Consider the following 19,033-nt stretch of genomic DNA (forward strand, 5'->3'; position numbering starts at 1 on the left):
GGGCAGGTCTGGACTCAGGAGTCCTGAGTGGTGCGGCTGACCTTGGCCATGGGCAGCGGAATCAGCTTGCCCATCGGTTCGCGACGCACCTGGCGCAATGGCCTGAGGCCCACTACCAGCTTGCGTGCGACCAGAAGATAGAAGCCGCCGCCGGGGCTCTGTCGCCCTTCGCCAAGGTTTTCCAGCCCTAGAAGCCGTGCCTGCCACGCCGCCGAAGCAAGGGGCGGACGATAGCATCCGAAGCGGCGTTTCTCCAGCGCGAAGCCCAGCAGGTTGAGCCAGTCGGCAACGCGTGAAGGCGAGATGCAACGGGCCTTGCGCAAAGCATCGCGGGCAAAAACATGGCGCACGCCCCAGGCGCTCCAGGGATTGATGCCAATGATCAGCAAGTGCCCACCCGGCCGGACGCTGCTGGCAGCTTCACGCAGCAGGCCATGGGGCGACAGGCAGAAATCCAGACCATGTTGCAGCACCACCACGTCGGCGGCGTGCTCGCTCAACGGCCAAGCCTGTTCTTCACAGACGATTTCGACCCCCGGCAATGGCGCGCCGAGCCGCACATTGCGCTGCACCTGATGCGCCACCGGCGGGGTTTCGGCCGACGGTCCGTAATGCACAAGATAGCCGCCAAAGTAGCGGCCGAGCTCCTCTTCCAGAACCCGGCGCTCCTCTTCGAGCAGAAGCTGGCCCAGCGGGCCGGACAGCCATTGGCGAGCGGCGCTGATCAGGGCAAGCCACTCAGGATCAGCCTGAGCGAACGCTTCATCGGTCATGAGTTCTCCTCCAGAGGTGCTCGCATACAACGGCAACAGACTCTAAGATGCACGATTGTTCCCTGCGATGCGAACTGCGCCATGATACAGATCCATGCCCTTCCCGCTTTCAATGACAACTACATCTGGTTGTTACAAGACCTTTCGGCCAAACGCTGCGCCGTGGTCGATCCGGGAGACGCAGCCCCGGTGCTGGCCTGGCTGAACGATCACCCGGATCATCAGCTCACCGATATCCTGATCACGCATCACCACAACGATCACGTAGGCGGTGTCGCGCAGCTAAAGCAAGTGACGGATGCCACGGTGTCGGGGCCGCAGGCGGAAACCATTCCTGCGCGCGACGTTGCGCTTGTCGACCATGACGTCATTACAGTGCTGGGTCTGGACTTCACCGTTCACGCAGTTCCAGGACATACCCTCGGCCATATAGCCTTCTACCACGATGACGCCACCCGGCCGCTGCTGTTCTGCGGCGACACCCTGTTTGCAGCAGGCTGCGGCCGGTTGTTTGAAGGCACACCGGAGCAGATGCATACATCGCTCGGCCGACTGGCCGCCCTGCCGGACAGCACCCTGATCTATTGCGCCCACGAGTACACACTGAGCAACCTCAAGTTCGCTCAGGCCGTCGAGCCCGACAACAAGGATATCGCCGAGCGTCTTGCCGAGGTCATTCAGTTGCGTGAGAAAAATCGTATCACCCTGCCTTCCAATCTGGCGCTTGAACGACGCACCAACCCCTTCCTGCGTACCCATGAAACATCCGTTAAAGAAAAAGCGGACGAACGGGCCGGCGTGGAAAACACCTCGCAGAGTGCGGTCTTTGCCCGCTTGAGGGCATGGAAAGACAAGTTCTGAAGCGACCGTCAAATCGCAATAAAATTCTGAAAGGTTGACCAGCGGCAGCACGCTTTCTAGAATCGCCCGACATTTTCGTCTGGATGTACCCCCCGAACAATGTCGTCATCTATTAGCAAGCCTGTAAATTCGGACGCATTGACTCGGTTGGCCCAGGCCGTGGCTGTAGCAGCGAGTGCGCTTCTGGTCGGCTGTCAGAGCACAGCCCACGTCGATTCTTCCAGCTCATACCGCGCGCCGAATCTGGCCACCGGCATCAAGCAAAAACCCATCTTTCTGACCAACAAGACTGCCACCCCGCAGGCACCGCCTCAGGATGTCTGGGAGCGTATGCGTCAGGGTTTCCAGTTGCAGCAGGGTAACGATCAGAACCCTCGCATCGATCAGCAACGCCTCTGGTTCGCCAACAACCCTTCCTTTCTGGAAAACGCTGGCGAGCGCGGCAGTCTTTACATGCATTACATCGTCGAGCGTCTGGAAGAGCGAAACATGCCGCTCGAACTGGCCCTGCTTCCCGTGATCGAAAGCGCCTACAACCCGATGGCCGTCTCGCGCAGCCAGGCCGTAGGCCTCTGGCAGTTCATTCCGTCGACGGGGCGCTACTTCAATCTGCGTCAGACCAATTTCTACGACGGACGCCGCGACATTCAAGCGTCGACCGTTGCTGCACTGGATTATCTGACACGTCTGCACGACATGTTCAACGGTGACTGGCTGCTGGCGCTCGCGGCCTATAACGCCGGAGAAGGCACGGTCAGCCGCGCCATCGAACGTAACGACAAGCTCAACCTGCCGACTGACTACTGGAACCTGCCGCTGCCGCAGGAAACCCGTGATTACGTGCCCAAGTTGCTGGCGCTGTCACAGGTGGTGCTGTCGCCGGAAGCTTATGGCGTCAATCTGAACCCGATTGCCAACGAACCCTACTTCGAAGTCGTCGAGCTCAACAAGCGCGTCGACCTGTCCAAGGTGGCGAGCGCCGCCGATATCGATGAAGACGAGCTTATCCAGCTCAACCCTGCTTTCAAGAAGCGCCTGACCATCGACGGCCCCCAGCATCTGCTGGTGCCGACGTCCAAGGCGCAGCTGTTGACCGCCAGCCTGTCGACCATGAAGCAGGAAGAACTGGTCGCCTGGCAGCCTTACCGCGTTCGCCGGGGCGACACGCTTGAAAGCCTCGCAAGCCGTTATCAGGTCACCGTCAGTTCGATCAAGAGCAACAACAAGCTGGCGGGCAATCGCCTGAAAGCCGGCCAGTCGTTGAGCATTCCGGTCAAGCCGGGCCTGAACACCTCGCAGCCGGTGTTCGAAGCACTGGCCAGCAGTGAGAAGCCTGTTCGCAGCCGCACCTACAAAGTGAGGAACGGCGACAACCTGACCACCATCGCACAGGCCAACAAGGTCGACGTGGAGGATTTGCAGCGCTGGAACAAGTTGTCCGGTCACAAGCTCAAGATCGGTCAGACTCTGGTGATGCAGGACAACAGCAAAACCAGCAGCAAGGCCGTTGCCAGCGCCAGCAGCAAGGATGGCGAAAAGAAATCCATGCAGTACAAGATCCAGAAAGGTGACTCGATGTATCTGGTCGCCAAGCGCTTCAACGTCGAGATGCAACATCTCAAGCGCTGGAACCCGCGTACCGGCCAGGCACTCAAGCCCGGCCAGACCCTCACGGTCTATCTGCCACACTAATGGAACTGCTCCGGATCATGCCGATGCCCTGCATTGGCATGGTCCAGGAAAGCCTCCGTATTACCGCCCGAAATTGACCTGAACGCCTGCACCCTGTTGTTCTCCAGTCATGCGCTCTTCTCCAGTCTTTTTCCTGTCGGGACAAGCTGTTACTGTTAGCGACCCGAAAGCCCAAGTCGCCTGGATCGTGATACGTCCCTTCCTGCTAATCGTCAGTCTGGCCTTGAGCTTCTGCGCCAATGCAGCCATTACCGAAAGTCACGGTTATGCGCAGTTTGGCGTCCTCAAGTACCCGGCAAGCTTCACTCACTTCGACTGGGTCAATCCCGAGGCGCCGAAGGGTGGCACCCTGAGAATGATGGCCTTCGGCACGTTCGACACGCTCAACCCCTACACCTTCAAAGGCACCAGTCCGGTATCGACCGGCAACTTCCTGCAATACGGCGTCAACGAGCTCAACGAGACGCTGATGGTCGGCACCGGTCAGTACGACCCTTCCGGCGATGAGCCGACCTCCAGTTACGGCCTGATTGCACAGTCTGTCGAATACAGCGAAGACCGCAGTTGGGTGGTGTTCAACATCCGCCCTCAGGCGCGCTTTCACGATGGCAAGCCGATCACTGCCTACGACGTGGCGTTCTCGTACCGCACGCTGCTCAAGGACGGTCACCCTCAATACCGCACCGCCCTGCAGGAAGTGCAGCGCGTCGACATTCTCGACCGGCACCGCATCCGCTTCGTGTTCAAACGGGCCGGTAATCCGCTGCTGATCCTGCGTCTGGGTGAACTGCCGGTACTGCCACAGCATTACTGGAAGGACCGGGACTTCAAGGCCACCACCTTCGAGCCGCCACTGGGCAGCGGCCCCTATCGCATCACTCGTGTGCAACCGGGGCGCCAGTTGATCTTCGAACGGGTCAAGGATTACTGGGGCAAGGACCTGCCGGTCAACCGCGGCAAGTACAATTTCGACCGCGTTGAAGTGGAGTTCTACCGCGACAACGATGTGGCCTTCGAGGCGTTCAAGGGCGGCGAGTTCGATATCTATATCGAGCATCAGGCGAAAAACTGGGCCAACGGCTACAACTTTCCGGCGGTTGTCAACGGGGACGTGATCAAGGCGCAGATACCGCACCGGATCCCGACCCAGACCCAGGGGTTGTTCATGAACACTCGCCGCGCGGCGTTCGCCGATGTCCGGGTTCGGGAAGCGCTGGGGCTGCTGTTCAACTTCGAATGGACCAACCGTACCCTATTCAGCGATGCCTACGCCCGTTCGACCAGCTACTACCCGAACAGTGAGTTTTCCGCGACCGGGCTGCCAACAGGTGGTGAGTGGCTTGCGCTGGCGCCCTATCGGGACCAACTGCCGCCCAGCCTCTTTACTCAACCATTCATGCCCTCGAAAACCGATGGCGGCGGCATCCCGCGTGAAACCCTTCGCAAGGCATTGAGCCTGCTGGGCAGCGCAGGCTGGAAGCTCACCGACAGGGGCCTGCTCAACGCCGACAACCAGCCGCTGCGTTTCGAGATCCTGCTGGTCAATCCCAGTCTGGAACGCATTCTGCTGCCCTACATCGAAGACCTGCGCCGCCTGGGCATCAATGCGGGCCTACGCACCGTGGACCGCGCACAGTACAAGCAGCGCCTGGATCGCTTCGACTTCGACATGATCCTCATGACCCTGCAGCAGACGCTCAGCCCAGGCCTGGAGCAGTGGCAGTACTTTCATTCGAGCCAGGCGTCCATCCACGGCAGCAAGAACTACGCAGGTGTCGCCAACCCGGTGGTCGATGCTCTGCTCAACAAACTGCTGGCCGCCCAGACCCGCGATGATCAGGTGGCCACCGCCCGCGCGCTGGATCGCGTCCTGCTGTCCCAGCACTACAGCATTCCGAACTGGTACCTGAACAATCATCGCCTTGCGTATCGCAATCGATTCGCCATGGTCACCACCCCGCCCTACACCCTGGGGCTGCGTGCGTGGTGGCTCAAGTCTCTGGAGAAGCCCCGATGAACCCTTTGCATTCCCTGCGCCTGCGAACAGCCGCTCTGCTGTTGGCAAGCCTAGCCTGCTCGGTACAGGCTGCGCCTCAGCACGCCGTGACGCTGTACGACGAAGCGCCCAAATATCCAGCCGATTTCAAACACTTCGACTATGTGAACCCGGATGCCCCGAAAGGTGGCACGCTCCGCCAAGCCGGTTTCGGCGGGTTTGACAGCCTGAACCCGTTCATCAACAAGGGGGTGCCTGCAGATGATATCGGTCTGATCTACGACACCCTGGCCCGCGCCAGCCTTGACGAGCCGTTCAGTGAATACGGACTGATCGCTGGCAAGATCGAGAAGGCTCCCGACAACAGCTGGGTGCGTTTCTATCTGCGTCCCGAGGCACGCTTCCACGACGGTCACCCTGTCCGTGCCGAAGACGTGGAGTTCAGCTTCAAGACACTGATGGAGCATGGCTCGCCCATGTACAAAGGCTACTACGCCGATGTCGACCAGGTCGTCGTTGAAGACCCGCTGCGCGTACTGTTCAAGTTCAAGCACAAGGGCAGCCGCGAGATGCCGCTGATCCTTGGACAACTACCGGTATTGCCCAAGCATTTCTGGGCCACACGGGATTTCAGCAAGGGCAATCTGGATTTCCCGCTGGGCAGCGGGCCCTATAAGGTCGTCGATGTAAAAGCCGGGCGTTCAGTGCGCTACGAGCGAGTCAAGGACTACTGGGCCAAGGACCTGCCGATAAACAAGGGCTTTTACAACTTCGACGTGTTGACCACCGATTACTATCGCGACAACACCGTGGCGCTGGAAGCGGGTAAAGCCGGCCAATTCGATTACTGGATAGAAACCAGCGCCAAGAACTGGGCCACGGCGTACAACACACCTGCGGTCAAGGCTGGACGACTCATCCAGGAAGAACTTCCGAACGGCAACCCGACCGGCATGCAGGGCTTCGTGCTCAACCTGCGCAAACCGGTGTTTCAGGACGCTCGCGTGCGCGAGGCATTGACGCTGTTGCTGGATTTCGAATGGACCAACAAGCAATTGTTCAACGGCTCCTACAGCCGCACGAAGAGCTATTTCGACAATTCGGAAATGGCCTCCAGCGGGCTACCCTCCCCCGAAGAGTTGAAAATTCTGGAGCCCCTGCGCGGCAAGATTCCGGACCGGGTGTTCACCGAAGCGTTCACGCTGCCGGTCACCGATGGCAGCGGCATGATCCGTCCGCAGCAGCGTCGCGCCTTTCAACTGCTGCAGGAAGCTGGCTGGAAAATCGTTGATGACAAGATGGTCGACACTCAGGGTAACCCGGTCAAACTGGAGTTCCTGATCGCACAGACCGAGTTCGAACGCATTCTGCTGCCCTACAAACGCAACCTGAGCGATCTAGGTATCGAACTGGTGATCCGCCGCGCCGACGTGTCGCAATACATCAACCGCCTGCGTTCACGTGACTACGACATGATCGTCAGCAGCTTTCCGCAGTCCAGTTCACCCGGTAACGAGCAGCGGGTGTACTTCGACTCGTCCAGCGCTGACAACCCTGGCAGCCGAAATGTCATAGGCCTCAAGGATCCGGCAATCGACACTCTGGTAAGCGGTCTGATCAACGCCGATTCCAGACAAAGCCTGATCACTTACACCAAGGCGCTGGACAGAGTATTGCTGTGGGGGTTCTACGTTGTGCCCAACTGGCACATCAAGACCTGGCGCGTCGCCTACTGGAATCACCTTGACCACCCGAAAGCCAAAGCCTTGTCGGATATCGGCCTGATGACGTGGTGGGCCAAGCCGGATGCACAACCGGCAGTTCCAGCCTCATCCCCCCCTGACCAGACCGCCCCCGCGAGCACGGAGCAATAACATGCTGGCCTATATTCTGCGAAGGCTGCTGCTGATCATTCCGACCCTGTTCGGGATCCTGATCATCAACTTCATCATCATTCAGGCCGCGCCCGGCGGACCTGTGGAGCAGATGATCGCCAAGATCGAAGGCTTCGACGGTGCCACCAGCCGCATTGCCGGCGGTGGCGCGGAGGTTTCGGTAGCGGGTTCGAACTACCGGGGCGCGCAGGGTCTGGATCCGGCGCTGGTCAAGGAAATCGAGCGCATGTACGGCTTCGACAAGTCTGCACCGGAACGCCTGTGGATCATGATCAAGAACTACACCACGCTGGATTTCGGTGACAGCTTCTTCAGGGACGCCAAGGTGATCGACCTGATCGTCGAGAAGATGCCGGTGTCCATTTCCCTCGGGCTATGGAGCACCCTGATCATGTATCTGGTGTCGATCCCGCTGGGTATCGCCAAGGCAACCCGCCACGGCAGCCACTTCGACGTCTGGACCAGCTCGGCAATCATCGTCGGCTACGCGATACCGGCCTTCCTGTTCGCGATTCTGTTGATCGTGGTGTTTTCCGGCGGCAGTTACTTCAACTGGTTCCCCTTGCGCGGGCTGACCTCGAACAACTTCGAGGAGCTGAGCACGGCGGGCAAGATTCTCGATTACTTCTGGCATCTGGTGCTGCCGGTCACTGCGCTGGTGATCGGCAACTTCGCGACCATGACCCTGCTGACCAAGAACAGCTTTCTCGACGAGATCAGCAAACAGTACGTCACCACCGCCAAGGCCAAGGGCCTGAGCAATCACAAGGTGCTGTACGGCCATGTGTTCCGCAACGCAATGCTACTGGTGATTGCCGGTTTCCCGGCCGCCTTCATGGGCATCTTCTTCACCGGCTCGCTGCTGGTGGAAGTGATCTTCTCCCTGGACGGTCTGGGCCTGATGAGTTTTGAAGCGGCCATCAACCGCGATTACCCCGTGGTGTTTGGCACGCTGTTCATTTTCACCCTGCTGGGTCTGGTGGTGAAGCTGATTGGCGACATCACTTATACGCTGGTAGACCCGCGCATCGACTTTGAAAGCAGGAAGCATTGATATGAAGCTGTCTCCTCTCAATCGCCGCCGCTTCGAACGTTTCAAGGCCAACAAACGCGGCTGGTGGTCCCTGTGGCTGTTCCTGCTGCTGTTCGGCCTGAGCCTTGGCGCCGAACTGATCGCCAACGACAAGCCGCTGGCCGTGCGCTACGACGGCGAATGGTATTTCCCGGTGCTGGAGCGTTATCCGGAAACCACCTTCGGCGGTGAGTTCCCGCTGGAAGCCAACTACAAAAGCCCCTACATCAAGGAGCTGCTGGCGGCCAAGGACGGCTGGACCCTGTGGGCGCCGATCCCGTTCAGCTACCAGAGCATCAACTATGACTTGAAAGTCCCCGCTCCCGCCCCGCCGTCGCGGGAAAACCTGCTGGGCACTGACGACCAGGGCCGTGATGTGCTGGCACGGGTGATCTACGGTTTCAGAATCTCGGTACTGTTCGCCCTGACCCTGACCATACTCAGCTCGATCATTGGGGTGGTGGCCGGTGCGCTGCAGGGCTTCTATGGCGGCTGGGTCGATCTGCTGGGCCAGCGGTTTCTGGAAGTCTGGTCCGGGCTGCCGGTACTCTACCTGCTGATCATTCTGGCCAGTTTCGTGCAGCCCAACTTCTGGTGGCTGCTGGGCATCATGCTGCTGTTCTCCTGGATGGGTCTGGTGGACGTGGTGCGTGCAGAGTTCCTACGGGGCCGCAACCTGGAATACGTGCGTGCCGCCCGCGCACTGGGCATGGAGAATGGCGCGATCATGTTCCGTCACATCCTGCCCAACGCCATGGTATCGACCATGACCTTCATGCCGTTCATTCTCACGGGTGCGATCGGCACCCTGACAGCACTGGACTTCCTGGGCTTCGGCCTGCCTGCCGGATCGCCTTCGCTGGGCGAACTGGTCGCGCAGGGCAAATCCAACCTGCAGGCACCCTGGCTGGGGATCAGCGCCTTTGCGGTGCTGGCCCTGATGCTGAGCCTGCTGGTGTTCATCGGCGAATCCGCCCGCGATGCTTTCGACCCAAGGAAATAAGATGAACAATGACAATCTGATCGAAATCCGCGATCTGGCGGTCGAGTTCGTGACGGGCGACTCGCGGCAACGGGTGGTCGAGAACATCAGTTTCGATATCCGTCGCGGCGAAACCCTTGCCCTGGTCGGTGAAAGTGGCTCGGGCAAGTCCGTGACGGCGCACTCGATCCTGCGCCTGCTGCCCTACCCCATCGCCAGCCATCCCAGCGGCACCATCCGTTATGCGGGCGACGACCTGTTGAAGGTCGAAGAAAAAAAACTGCGTTCGATCCGCGGCAACCGCATCGCCATGATTTTCCAGGAGCCGATGACCTCGCTGAACCCGCTGCATTCAGTGGAGAAACAAATCAACGAAGTCTTGGGCCTGCACAAGGGCCTTACCGGCAAGGCGGCCACTGAGCGTACGCTGGAGCTGCTGGATCTGGTTGGCATACCGGAGCCGCGCAAACGCCTCAAAGCGCTTCCACACGAGCTGTCAGGCGGCCAGCGCCAGCGTGTCATGATCGCCATGGCCCTGGCCAACGAGCCTGAGCTGCTGATTGCCGACGAGCCGACCACCGCGCTTGATGTGACCGTGCAGCTGAAAATCCTCGAATTGCTCAAGCATTTGCAGGCGCGGCTGGGCATGGCGCTGCTGCTGATCAGCCACGATTTGAACGTTGTGAGGCAAATAGCCAACCGAGTATGTGTCATGCAGCGCGGTTGCATCGTCGAACAGGCATCGTGCGAAGAGCTGTTCCGTTCACCGCAGCACCCGTACACCAAAGTGTTGCTCAGCGCAGAGCCCAGCGGCGGTCCTTCAACCAACCCCGCAGGTGCTCCGCTGCTCGAGGTCGAAGACCTGAAAGTCTGGTTTCCGATCAAGAAAGGCCTGCTCAAGCGCACCGTCGATCACGTCAAGGCGGTCGACGGTATCCGTTTCAGCCTGCCGGAAGGGCAAACACTGGGGATCGTGGGTGAAAGCGGATCGGGCAAATCGACGCTGGGCCTGGCGATTCTAAGGCTCATCGGTAGCGAAGGCACCATACGTTTCAGGGGCAAACCGCTAGACTCCCTGTCGCAGCAACAGGTCCGTCCGTTGCGCAGACAGATGCAGGTGGTGTTCCAAGACCCGTTTGGCAGCCTGAGCCCACGCATGTCGGTGAGTGATATCGTTGGCGAAGGCCTGCGCATTCACAACATGGGGACGGCCGCCGAGCAGGAAACGGCGATCATCGAAGCACTCAGGGAAGTAGGTCTGGATCCGGAAACCCGGCACCGCTACCCTCACGAGTTCTCTGGTGGTCAGCGACAGAGGATCGCCATTGCCCGGGCCCTGGTGCTCAAGCCGGCACTGATACTGCTGGATGAGCCGACTTCGGCGCTCGACCGGACAGTGCAGCGCCAGGTGGTCGAGCTGCTTCGCTCGCTGCAAACCAAGTACAACCTGACTTATTTGTTCATCAGCCATGACCTGGCTGTCGTCAAAGCGCTGAGCCACCAACTGATGGTGGTCAAGCAAGGCCAAGTGGTCGAACAGGGTGCGGCGCAGGCTATTTTTGCCGCACCGCAACATCCTTATACACAGCAGCTTCTGGAAGCCGCCTTTTTGGCACCAGTCGCTGTCGATTAACCTGAAGAGGAACAACACATGGGTTTTCTCGCCGGTAAGCGCGTCCTGATCGTCGGTGTCGCCAGTAAACTGTCCATCGCATCCGGCATCGCTGCCGCCATGCATCGTGAAGGTGCAGAGCTTGCTTTCACCTACCAGAACGACAAACTCAAGGGTCGTGTCGAAGAGTTCGCCGCAGGCTGGGGCTCGGGCCCTGAACTGTGCTTCCCTTGCGACGTGGCCAGCGACGAAGAGATCAACAAGGTCTTCGAAGAGCTGAGCAAGAAGTGGGACGGCCTGGACGTGATCGTCCACTCGGTAGGTTTCGCGCCGGGCGACCAGCTCGATGGCGACTTCACCGAAGCCACCACCCGTGAGGGCTTCCGCATCGCTCACGACATCAGCGCCTACAGCTTCGTGGCACTGGCCAAGGCCGGCCGCGAAATGATGAAAGGCCGCAATGGCAGCCTGCTGACCCTGTCGTACCTGGGCGCAGAGCGCACCATGCCTAACTACAACGTGATGGGCATGGCCAAGGCGAGTCTGGAAGCCGGTGTTCGTTACCTGGCTGGCAGCCTCGGTCCTGAAGGCACGCGCGTCAACGCGGTTTCGGCAGGTCCGATCCGTACCCTGGCAGCCTCGGGCATCAAGAACTTCCGCAAGATGCTGGCCGCCAACGAAGCGCAGACCCCTCTGCGTCGCAACGTGACCATCGACGAAGTCGGCAACGCAGGCGCGTTCCTGTGCTCCGATCTGGCCTCGGGTATCAGCGGTGAGATCATGTACGTCGACGGCGGCTTCAACACCACCGCGATGGGCAACATCGAAGAGTGACAGGCGGGTGCCGCTCATTGCGAGCGGCACTTTCCGGGACACAAAAAGAAGGCCGCTCAGTGAGCGGCCTTCTTTTTTGGCTTCTGCAAAGGGTCAGGCCGTTTCCGACATGACCCTGCATGACACCGGGCTTAGAACTTCTCGATCTTCGCCTTGCTTTCCAGCTGCGCACGGAACGCTGCGAAATCCTGCTGACCGGCACGCGATGCGAGGAAGCGGCGGTATTGCGCCTTTTCCGCGTCAGTCGGTGCAGCCGCCTGATTCACACCATTGAGACGCACGATCACAAAGCTGCCATCGGCTGCGGTCTGGCTGGTGTATTCCGGCTTGTCCTTGCCAGTCGGCTTGGGCATGCGGAACAGCGCCTGCAGCACGGCAGGATCGACACCTTCCTGACTGCGGGTGACCGCCTCCATGACTTTCCACTCATGGCCTTCCTGCTTCGCCGCCAGCGGGATCTTGCCATCACGCAGACCGGCCAGCAGAGCCTCGCCCTTAGCCTTGGCCGCAGCACTTGCGTGCTCCTTGACCAACTGGGCACGAATGGCACTGGCAACACTTTCAAGCGGCAGCTGCTGTGGTTGCAGATGCTCCTTGGCACGCACCACCACGACAGTCTCGGGATCCAGCTCCAGCGTGTTGCTGTTGGAACCTTCTTCCAGTACTTCCGGGCTGAACGCAGCCTGGATGACCGCACGGTTGGCCGTCAGACCTTCGCCGCCTTCACGACCGAATGGCGCGGTAGTCTGAACCTTGAGGCCCAGATCCTGAGCCGGCTGGGTCAGATCAGACGATTCGAACGCCGAATCTTCCAGTTGCTTGGTCACTTCGACGAACTTCTGCTCGACCTGCTGCGACTTGAGGTCGTTGGTCAGCTTGTCTTTCAGGCTCGCGAAGGTCGGCACCGAAGGCGCTTCAACACCCAGCAGCTTGATCAGGTGCCAGCCGAAGTCGGTGCGCACAGGTTGCGAAACCTGGTCCTTGTTCAAGCCGTACAATGCGTCTTCGAATGCAGGGTCGTAAACGCCCTTGCCTGCATAGCCCAGATCACCACCCTTGCTCGACGAACCCGGATCCTGCGAGAACTCCTTGGCCAGCGCGGCAAAGTCCTCACCCTTGGCCAGACGCTGCTGAATTTCTTCAATCTTCGCCTTGGCCTGCTCATCGCTGAGCTTGTCGTTCACTTCGATCAGGATGTGTGCAGCGCGACGCTGCTCGGCGAGGTTGGCGATCTCTTTCTGATAGGCCGCCTGCAAGTCTTCATCCTTGACCTGCACCTTGTCGAAGAAGGCAGACTTCTTCAATTCGATGTAGTCGAGCACGACCTGCTCGGGACTCATGAACTCTTTGGCGTGCTCGTCGTAGTGAGCCTTGACCTCGTCGTCGGTGACTTTGACTGCCGAAGGATCGGCCGGCAGGGTCAACGAAGCGAAATCACGGGTCTGTTTTTCCAGACGGGCAAAGGCATCGACCTGAGCGTCGGTCACGAACGCACTGCCTGCGACACCGGCACGGACCTGACCGATGAGCATTTCCTGACCCAGCATCTGGCGGAATTGCATGCGGCTGTAGCCCAGCTGACGAATCACCTGATCGAAACGGTCTGCGCTGAATTTGCCATCAACCTGAAATTCAGGCGTCTGCAAAAGCTGCTGATCCAGTGCCGCATCGGAAAAGGAGAATTTGGAGTCGGCTGCGCCCTGCAGCAGCAGCTTGCGGTCGATCAGCCCTTTGAGAGCGGACTCGCGCAGCAGCTTCTCGTCCAGCATTGCAGGATCGAAATCCTTGCCCAGCTGTTGAGAGAGTTGCTGGGCCAACTGACGGCGTTGCATGTCCACGGCCTGGCTCAGCTCGTTCTGAGAGATGTCCTCGCCATTGACCTCGGCAGCGTTCTGCTTGTTGCTGGTAGCGGTAAACATTGCCTCGATGCCGGTGAAGGCCATCAATGCGACGATGATTCCGATGATTGTCTTGGCAATCCAGCCCTGTGAATTGTCCCTGATGTTCTGCAGCATTGCGTCCCCCAAAACGGTTGAACCGACTAACCAACCGCGGAGCGTGGGTAGAAAGCGGATAGAAGAAAGGCGCATCCGAGGATGCGCCTTCTCGTAACTGACGGAGCGGAAGGGCTCGAACCCTTCGGCGTTGCAACCGACTGCACCACCGCTCCGCTACTGGATCAGAACAACACCGATCCAGCGGGCAAAGGCATAAAGAGGCTTAGTTGACAGCTTCTTTCAGGGCTTTACCGGCTTTGAAACCTGGTTTCTTAGCAGCAGCGATTTCCAGCGTCTTGCCAGTCTGAGGATTACGACCGGTGCGCGCAGGACGATCTGTAACGGAGAACGTACCAAAGCCAACCAAAACAACCGAGTCGCCAGCCTTCAGAGCGCCAGTGACGGATTCGATCACTGCGTCCAGCGCACGGCCAGCAGCAGCTTTCGGGATATCAGCAGATGCAGCGATAGCATCAATCAGTTCCGACTTGTTCACTCTAAGTCCCCTTATCTCTATTTTGAGTATGTTTCTAAGTTTTAGGTGTTAAGCAAAACGAGCGCTGGAAGGCCTGCCGGACTTGCTTCAAAGAGCCGCTTTATAACAAGGGCTCTAAAAAGCTGTCAAGGAAGCCTGCCAGACTTAATGCGTGCTAATTCTTTCCTTAGAGTCAGACTCGCGTTTTTCATCCTTTGCAACGAGATCAGGAGCCACATCCGGCAAGGGCTCCGGGGCGTATTGCAGCGCAATTTGCAGGACTTCGTCAATCCATTTAACCGGCTTTATCTGAAGATCCTGTTTGATATTGTCAGGAATTTCCTTCAAATCGCGTACATTTTCTTCAGGAATGATCACGGTCTTGATTCCACCACGGTGCGCAGCCAGAAGTTTTTCCTTCAGACCACCGATGGCAAGCACCTGACCCCGCAGGGTAATTTCACCCGTCATTGCCACATCGGCACGCACCGGAATCTGGGTCAATGCCGACACTAGCGCCGTGCACATGCCTACACCCGCGCTTGGGCCGTCTTTAGGCGTAGCACCCTCAGGCATGTGGATATGCGTGTCGTGCTTCTCGTGGAAGTCCGCAGAAATGCCCAGGCTGCGAGCACGGCTGCGCACGACGGTCTGGGCTGCCGTGATGGATTCGACCATCACATCTCCCAGCGAACCGGTCTTGATCAACTGACCCTTGCCGGGTACGACAGCCGCCTCAATGGTCAACAGCTCACCGCCTACCTGAGTCCAGGCAAGGCCCGTTACCTGACCGATCTGATCCTGCTGCTCGGCAAGGCCATAACGGAACTTGCGCACGCCCAGGAAGTGCTCGAGCATGTCGGCAGTGACGTGAACGGCAAAGCGTTTTTCCAGTGCATGCTCTTTGACCGCCTTGCGGCAGACCTTGGCAATCTGGCGTTCCAGCCCGCGCACGCCCGCTTCACGGGTGTAGTAACGGATGATGTCGCGGATCGCTTCCTCGTCGAATTCGATCTCGCCCTTCTTCAGACCGTTTGCCTGAATCTGCTTCGGCGAGAGGTATTTGACGGCAATGTTGATCTTCTCGTCTTCGGTGTAGCCCGGCAAACGAATGACTTCCATCCGGTCCAGCAGCGCTGGCGGGATGTTCATTGAGTTCGAGGTGCACAGGAACATCACGTCCGACAGGTCGTAATCGACCTCAAGGTAGTGGTCGTTGAAGTTGTGGTTCTGCTCGGGGTCCAGGACCTCCAGCAAAGCCGACGCCGGATCGCCACGCATGTCACTGCCCATCTTGTCGATTTCATCGAGAAGGAACAGTGGGTTGCGCACGCCAACCTTCGTCATCTTTTGTATCAATCTTCCTGGCATCGAACCGATATAAGTCCGGCGATGACCACGAATTTCAGCCTCGTCACGCACACCACCCAGGGCCATACGCACGAACTTGCGATTGGTTGCGTTGGCAATCGACTCGGCGAGCGAGGTTTTACCCACACCCGGTGGACCTACCAGGCACAACACAGGACCGCGAATCTTCTTCACGCGCTTCTGCACGGCGAGGTACTCAAGGATGCGCTCCTTGACCTCATCCAGACCGTAGTGGTCGGCATCCAGAATGGCTTCGGCACGGGCCAGATCCAGACGCACCTTGCTCTGGGCCTTCCACGGCACCTGAACCAGCCAGTCGATGTAGGAACGCACGACGGTGGCCTCGGCAGACATCGGCGACATCTGCTTCAGCTTGTTCAGCTCGGCAGTGGCCTTGGTCAGCGCATCCTTTGGCAGGCCCGCGGCATCGATACGCTTTTTCAGCTCTTCGATTTCGTTGTGGCCTTCATCGCCATCACCCAGTTCTTTCTGAATGGCCTTCATCTGCTCATTCAGGTAGTACTCGCGCTGGCTGCGCTCCATTTGTTTCTTGACGCGACCGCGGATGCGCTTCTCGACCTGCAACAGGTCGATTTCAGCGTCCAGCAGCGCCAGCACGTGTTCGACACGGGCCGACAGGTCGATAATCTCGAGGATGTCCTGCTTCTGCTCGATCTTGAGCGCCATATGGGCTGCCATGGTGTCTACCAGACGGCCAGGCTCATCGATGCTGTTGAGCGACGACAGGACTTCTGCAGGGACTTTCTTGCCCAGTTGCACGTACTGCTCGAACTGAGCCAGCAGGCTGCGGACAAAGACTTCGGATTCACGATCCGGGGCGTCTACTTCGTCGATCAGCGCGACTTCGGCGCGGTAATGACCGTCGACCTCGATGAAACGCTCGACAGAACCACGTTGCTCACCCTCGACCAGCACCTTGACGGTGCCATCGGGCAATTTGAGCAACTGCAATACGGTTGCAATGGTGCCGACGCTATAAAGAGCCTGCTCATCAGGATCATCGTCAGCAGGGTTTCTTTGCGCGAGCAACAGGATCTGTTTATCACCCGTCATCGCTGCCTCAAGGGCTTCGATAGACTTCTCGCGCCCCACGAACAGCGGGATAACCATGTGCGGATAAACCACGACATCACGCAATGGCAAAAGAGGCAATTCGATGGTGGTCTTCATGATTTCGCCTCTACAGCGGCCAAACGGCCGGGACAGATGGAATTAGCTTGAAGCCAAGATGGGGGTAGCGTTCGAAAAAAACAAGCCCCATGGGCTGCGGCCCTCTCAGGTTCGCCCTCTTCTACAAGACGAACGGGAGTGCCGGAAATGCAAAAGGGGACCCTGAGGGCCCCCTTTCATGTCTCTTCACGTGTAACGACAGTGCCGTTACGCGTCAGGAGCGACCTTTGCAGGCGGCTCGCTGTTTTCGTAGATCAGCAGCGGCTTGGACGAGCCATCGATCACGCTTTCGTCGATCACCACCTTGCTAACGTCGCTCTGCGACGGGATCTCGTACATGGTGTCGAGCAACACGCCTTCCAGAATAGAGCGCAGGCCACGGGCACCGGTCTTGCGCTCCAGCGCACGACGGGCAACCGATTTCAGCGCATCGGTGCGGAATTCGAGGTCCACACCTTCCATCTCGAACAGCTTGGCGTACTGCTTGGTCAGCGCGTTCTTCGGCTCGGTGAGAATCTGCATCAACGCAGCCTCGCCCAGCTCGTCCAGCGTTGCCAGAACCGGCAGACGGCCCACGAATTCAGGGATCAGACCGAACTTGACCAGATCGTCAGGCTCGACTTCACGCAGGGATTCGCCAACCTTCTTGCCCTCTTCCTTGCTGCGGACTTCGGCGTTGAAACCGATGCCGCCGCGCGTGGAGCGGTTCTGAATGACCTTTTCCAGGCCCGAGAAGGCGCCACCACAGATAAACAGAATGTTGCGCGTGTCCACCTGCAGGAATTCCTGCTGTGGATGCTTGCGGCCACCCTGAGGCGGAACCGAAGCCACCGTGCCTTCGATCAGTTTCAGCAAGGCTTGCTGCACGCCTTCGCCCGAAACGTCACGCGTAATCGAAGGGTTGTCGGATTTGCGCGAAATCTTGTCGATTTCATCGATGTAGACGATACCCATCTGGGCCTTCTCTACGTCGTAATCACATTTCTGCAACAGCTTCTGAATAATGTTTTCCACGTCCTCACCCACATAACCGGCTTCGGTCAGGGTGGTGGCGTCGGCGATGGTGAACGGTACATTGAGCAGACGGGCCAGTGTTTCAGCCAGCAGCGTCTTGCCGGAACCCGTAGGGCCGATCAGCAGGATGTTGCTCTTGCCCAGTTCCACATCGTCATTTTTCTTGTCGCGCTGGTTCAGACGCTTGTAGTGGTTGTAAACCGCTACCGCGAGAACCTTTTTGGCACGTTCCTGACCAATCACGTACTGGTCAAGGATGCCGCTGATTTCTTTGGGCGAAGGCAATTTATGCGCGCTGCTTTCGGCCTGTGCTTCCTGCACCTCCTCGCGGATGATGTCATTGCACAGGTCGACGCACTCGTCGCAGATAAAGACCGAGGGGCCGGCAATCAATTTGCGCACTTCATGCTGGCTTTTGCCACAGAAGGAGCAATAGAGCAGTTTGCCGTTGTCCTCGCCGTTGCGGGTGTCAGTCATTCGATCGATCCAAATCCGATAGGCTTGCAACACAAGATGAAGGCTATTGCGGGCTTTTTCAAGTCCGCAGGCGGTCGGTTGCACCGACCCCCTACATTTTGAGGTGCTTAGGCAGGCATTTGACGCTTGTTGATCACCGAGTCGATCAGGCCGTATTCGGCCGCACGCTCTGCGCTCATGAAGTTGTCACGCTCGGTATCGCGCTCGATGGTCTCGAGGCTCTGGCCGGTGTGATGCGCCAGCAACGAGTTCAGGCGGTGACGAATGTGCAGGATTTCCTTGGCATGGATGTCGATGTCCGACGCCTGACCCTGGAAACCGCCCAATGGCTGGTGAATCATCATGCGCGAGTTCGGCAGGCAGTGACGCTTGCCCTCGGCACCGCCAGCCAGCAGGAACGCACCCATGCTGCACGCCTGACCGATACAGATGGTCGACACGTCAGGCTTGATGAACTGCATGGTGTCGTAGATCGACATGCCCGCAGTCACCGAACCGCCCGGTGAGTTGATGTAGAGATGGATATCCTTGTCCGGGTTTTCCGCTTCAAGGAAGAGCAGTTGCGCCGCGATAAGGTTGGCCATGTAGTCCTCTACCGGACCAACCATAAAGATCACCCGCTCCTTGAGAAGGCGCGAATAGATGTCATAGGCGCGTTCGCCACGGGCGGACTGCTCGATAACCATCGGGACCAGGCCGCCAGCGGCCTGGATGTCAGAGTTCTGCTGAATATAAGAATTGCGGGACATGTCCTGCATTCACTCCCAAATAGTCGAGTCTTGAATACGCAC

14 protein-coding genes are annotated in these 19,033 nt (G+C 58.7%); 8 read left to right on the plus strand and 6 right to left on the minus strand.

Annotated elements, in window-relative coordinates; all coding sequences use genetic code 11:
* Nucleotides 1–14: 14 nt before the first annotated feature.
* Nucleotides 15–773 (minus strand): methyltransferase domain-containing protein, encoded by a 759-nt coding sequence (locus CFBP1590_RS18370; protein WP_004883925.1) that lies wholly within the window; start codon nt 771–773, stop codon nt 15–17.
* Between the two features lie 81 nt (nt 774–854).
* Here CFBP1590_RS18370 and gloB point away from each other — a divergent pair, with 81 nt between their 5' ends.
* The 8 genes from gloB (at nt 855) to fabI (ending at nt 11,717) form a co-directional block, all read left to right on the plus strand.
* Nucleotides 855–1,634, plus strand: coding sequence for a hydroxyacylglutathione hydrolase (gloB, locus tag CFBP1590_RS18375; protein WP_029241492.1), 780 nt, complete (start codon nt 855–857; stop codon nt 1,632–1,634).
* 99 nt (nt 1,635–1,733) lie between these two features.
* On the plus strand, nt 1,734–3,326 hold the full coding sequence (locus CFBP1590_RS18380) for a lytic transglycosylase domain-containing protein (protein ID WP_088235689.1): 1,593 nt from the start codon (nt 1,734–1,736) through the stop codon (nt 3,324–3,326).
* A 187-nt stretch (nt 3,327–3,513) separates the two neighbouring features.
* Nucleotides 3,514–5,343, plus strand: coding sequence for an extracellular solute-binding protein (locus CFBP1590_RS18385; protein WP_088235690.1), 1,830 nt, complete (start codon nt 3,514–3,516; stop codon nt 5,341–5,343).
* Nucleotides 5,340–7,196 (plus strand): extracellular solute-binding protein, encoded by a 1,857-nt coding sequence (locus CFBP1590_RS18390; RefSeq protein ID WP_004883917.1) that lies wholly within the window; start codon nt 5,340–5,342, stop codon nt 7,194–7,196. Before CFBP1590_RS18385 ends, CFBP1590_RS18390 begins: the two co-directional genes overlap by 4 nt.
* A 1-nt stretch (nt 7,197) precedes the next feature.
* Nucleotides 7,198–8,271, plus strand: a complete 1,074-nt coding sequence (locus CFBP1590_RS18395; RefSeq protein ID WP_004883916.1) for a microcin C ABC transporter permease YejB — start codon at nt 7,198–7,200, stop codon at nt 8,269–8,271.
* 1 nt (nt 8,272) lies between these two features.
* The gene (locus CFBP1590_RS18400) at nt 8,273–9,292 is read left to right on the plus strand and encodes an ABC transporter permease (RefSeq protein WP_029241489.1); all 1,020 of its coding nucleotides are present in this window, start codon (nt 8,273–8,275) and stop codon (nt 9,290–9,292) included.
* Between the two features lies 1 nt (nt 9,293).
* Nucleotides 9,294–10,904, plus strand: a complete 1,611-nt coding sequence (locus CFBP1590_RS18405; RefSeq protein WP_029241488.1) for an ABC transporter ATP-binding protein — start codon at nt 9,294–9,296, stop codon at nt 10,902–10,904.
* Nucleotides 10,905–10,922: 18 nt separating this feature from the next.
* Entirely contained in the window at nt 10,923–11,717 is a 795-nt protein-coding gene (gene fabI / locus CFBP1590_RS18410) for an enoyl-ACP reductase FabI (RefSeq protein WP_024687900.1), read from the plus strand.
* 131 nt (nt 11,718–11,848) lie between these two features.
* Here fabI and CFBP1590_RS18415 read toward each other — a convergent pair whose 3' ends face one another.
* The 5 genes from CFBP1590_RS18415 to clpP all read right to left on the minus strand — a co-directional run bounded on the left by CFBP1590_RS18415 (nt 11,849) and on the right by clpP (nt 18,991).
* On the minus strand, nt 11,849–13,732 hold the full coding sequence (locus tag CFBP1590_RS18415) for a SurA N-terminal domain-containing protein (protein ID WP_088235691.1): 1,884 nt from the start codon (nt 13,730–13,732) through the stop codon (nt 11,849–11,851).
* Between the two features lie 205 nt (nt 13,733–13,937).
* On the minus strand, nt 13,938–14,210 hold the full coding sequence (locus CFBP1590_RS18420; RefSeq protein WP_004883906.1) for an HU family DNA-binding protein: 273 nt from the start codon (nt 14,208–14,210) through the stop codon (nt 13,938–13,940).
* A 144-nt stretch (nt 14,211–14,354) separates the two neighbouring features.
* Nucleotides 14,355–16,751, minus strand: a complete 2,397-nt coding sequence (gene lon / locus CFBP1590_RS18425) for an endopeptidase La (protein WP_025995947.1) — start codon at nt 16,749–16,751, stop codon at nt 14,355–14,357.
* Nucleotides 16,752–16,958: 207 nt separating this feature from the next.
* A complete protein-coding gene (gene clpX / locus CFBP1590_RS18430) occupies nt 16,959–18,242 on the minus strand; it encodes an ATP-dependent Clp protease ATP-binding subunit ClpX (RefSeq protein WP_088235692.1) in 1,284 nt (427 codons plus the stop codon).
* A gap of 107 nt (nt 18,243–18,349) precedes the next feature.
* Complete coding sequence (gene clpP / locus CFBP1590_RS18435) at nt 18,350–18,991, minus strand: ATP-dependent Clp endopeptidase proteolytic subunit ClpP (protein ID WP_002552734.1); 642 nt, start codon at nt 18,989–18,991, stop codon at nt 18,350–18,352.
* Between the last annotated feature and the right edge of the window lie 42 nt (nt 18,992–19,033).

This window comes from Pseudomonas viridiflava (assembly GCF_900184295.1).
GTDB classification, from domain to species: domain Bacteria; phylum Pseudomonadota; class Gammaproteobacteria; order Pseudomonadales; family Pseudomonadaceae; genus Aquipseudomonas; species Aquipseudomonas viridiflava.

What these genes read in the sequence shown, in the direction of transcription:
- CFBP1590_RS18370 (WP_004883925.1), bottom strand. Translation starts at nt 773, where the DNA reads ATGACCGATGAAGCGTTCGCTCAGGCTGATCCTGAGTGGCTTGCCCTG.
- gloB (WP_029241492.1), top strand. Translation starts at nt 855, where the DNA reads ATGATACAGATCCATGCCCTTCCCGCTTTCAATGACAACTACATCTGG.
- CFBP1590_RS18380 (WP_088235689.1), top strand. Translation starts at nt 1,734, where the DNA reads ATGTCGTCATCTATTAGCAAGCCTGTAAATTCGGACGCATTGACTCGG.
- CFBP1590_RS18390 (WP_004883917.1), top strand. Translation starts at nt 5,340, where the DNA reads ATGAACCCTTTGCATTCCCTGCGCCTGCGAACAGCCGCTCTGCTGTTG.
- CFBP1590_RS18395 (WP_004883916.1), top strand. Translation starts at nt 7,198, where the DNA reads ATGCTGGCCTATATTCTGCGAAGGCTGCTGCTGATCATTCCGACCCTG.
- CFBP1590_RS18400 (WP_029241489.1), top strand. Translation starts at nt 8,273, where the DNA reads ATGAAGCTGTCTCCTCTCAATCGCCGCCGCTTCGAACGTTTCAAGGCC.
- CFBP1590_RS18405 (WP_029241488.1), top strand. Translation starts at nt 9,294, where the DNA reads ATGAACAATGACAATCTGATCGAAATCCGCGATCTGGCGGTCGAGTTC.
- fabI (WP_024687900.1), top strand. Translation starts at nt 10,923, where the DNA reads ATGGGTTTTCTCGCCGGTAAGCGCGTCCTGATCGTCGGTGTCGCCAGT.
- CFBP1590_RS18415 (WP_088235691.1), bottom strand. Translation starts at nt 13,732, where the DNA reads ATGCTGCAGAACATCAGGGACAATTCACAGGGCTGGATTGCCAAGACA.
- lon (WP_025995947.1), bottom strand. Translation starts at nt 16,751, where the DNA reads ATGAAGACCACCATCGAATTGCCTCTTTTGCCATTGCGTGATGTCGTG.
- clpX (WP_088235692.1), bottom strand. Translation starts at nt 18,242, where the DNA reads ATGACTGACACCCGCAACGGCGAGGACAACGGCAAACTGCTCTATTGC.
- clpP (WP_002552734.1), bottom strand. Translation starts at nt 18,991, where the DNA reads ATGTCCCGCAATTCTTATATTCAGCAGAACTCTGACATCCAGGCCGCT.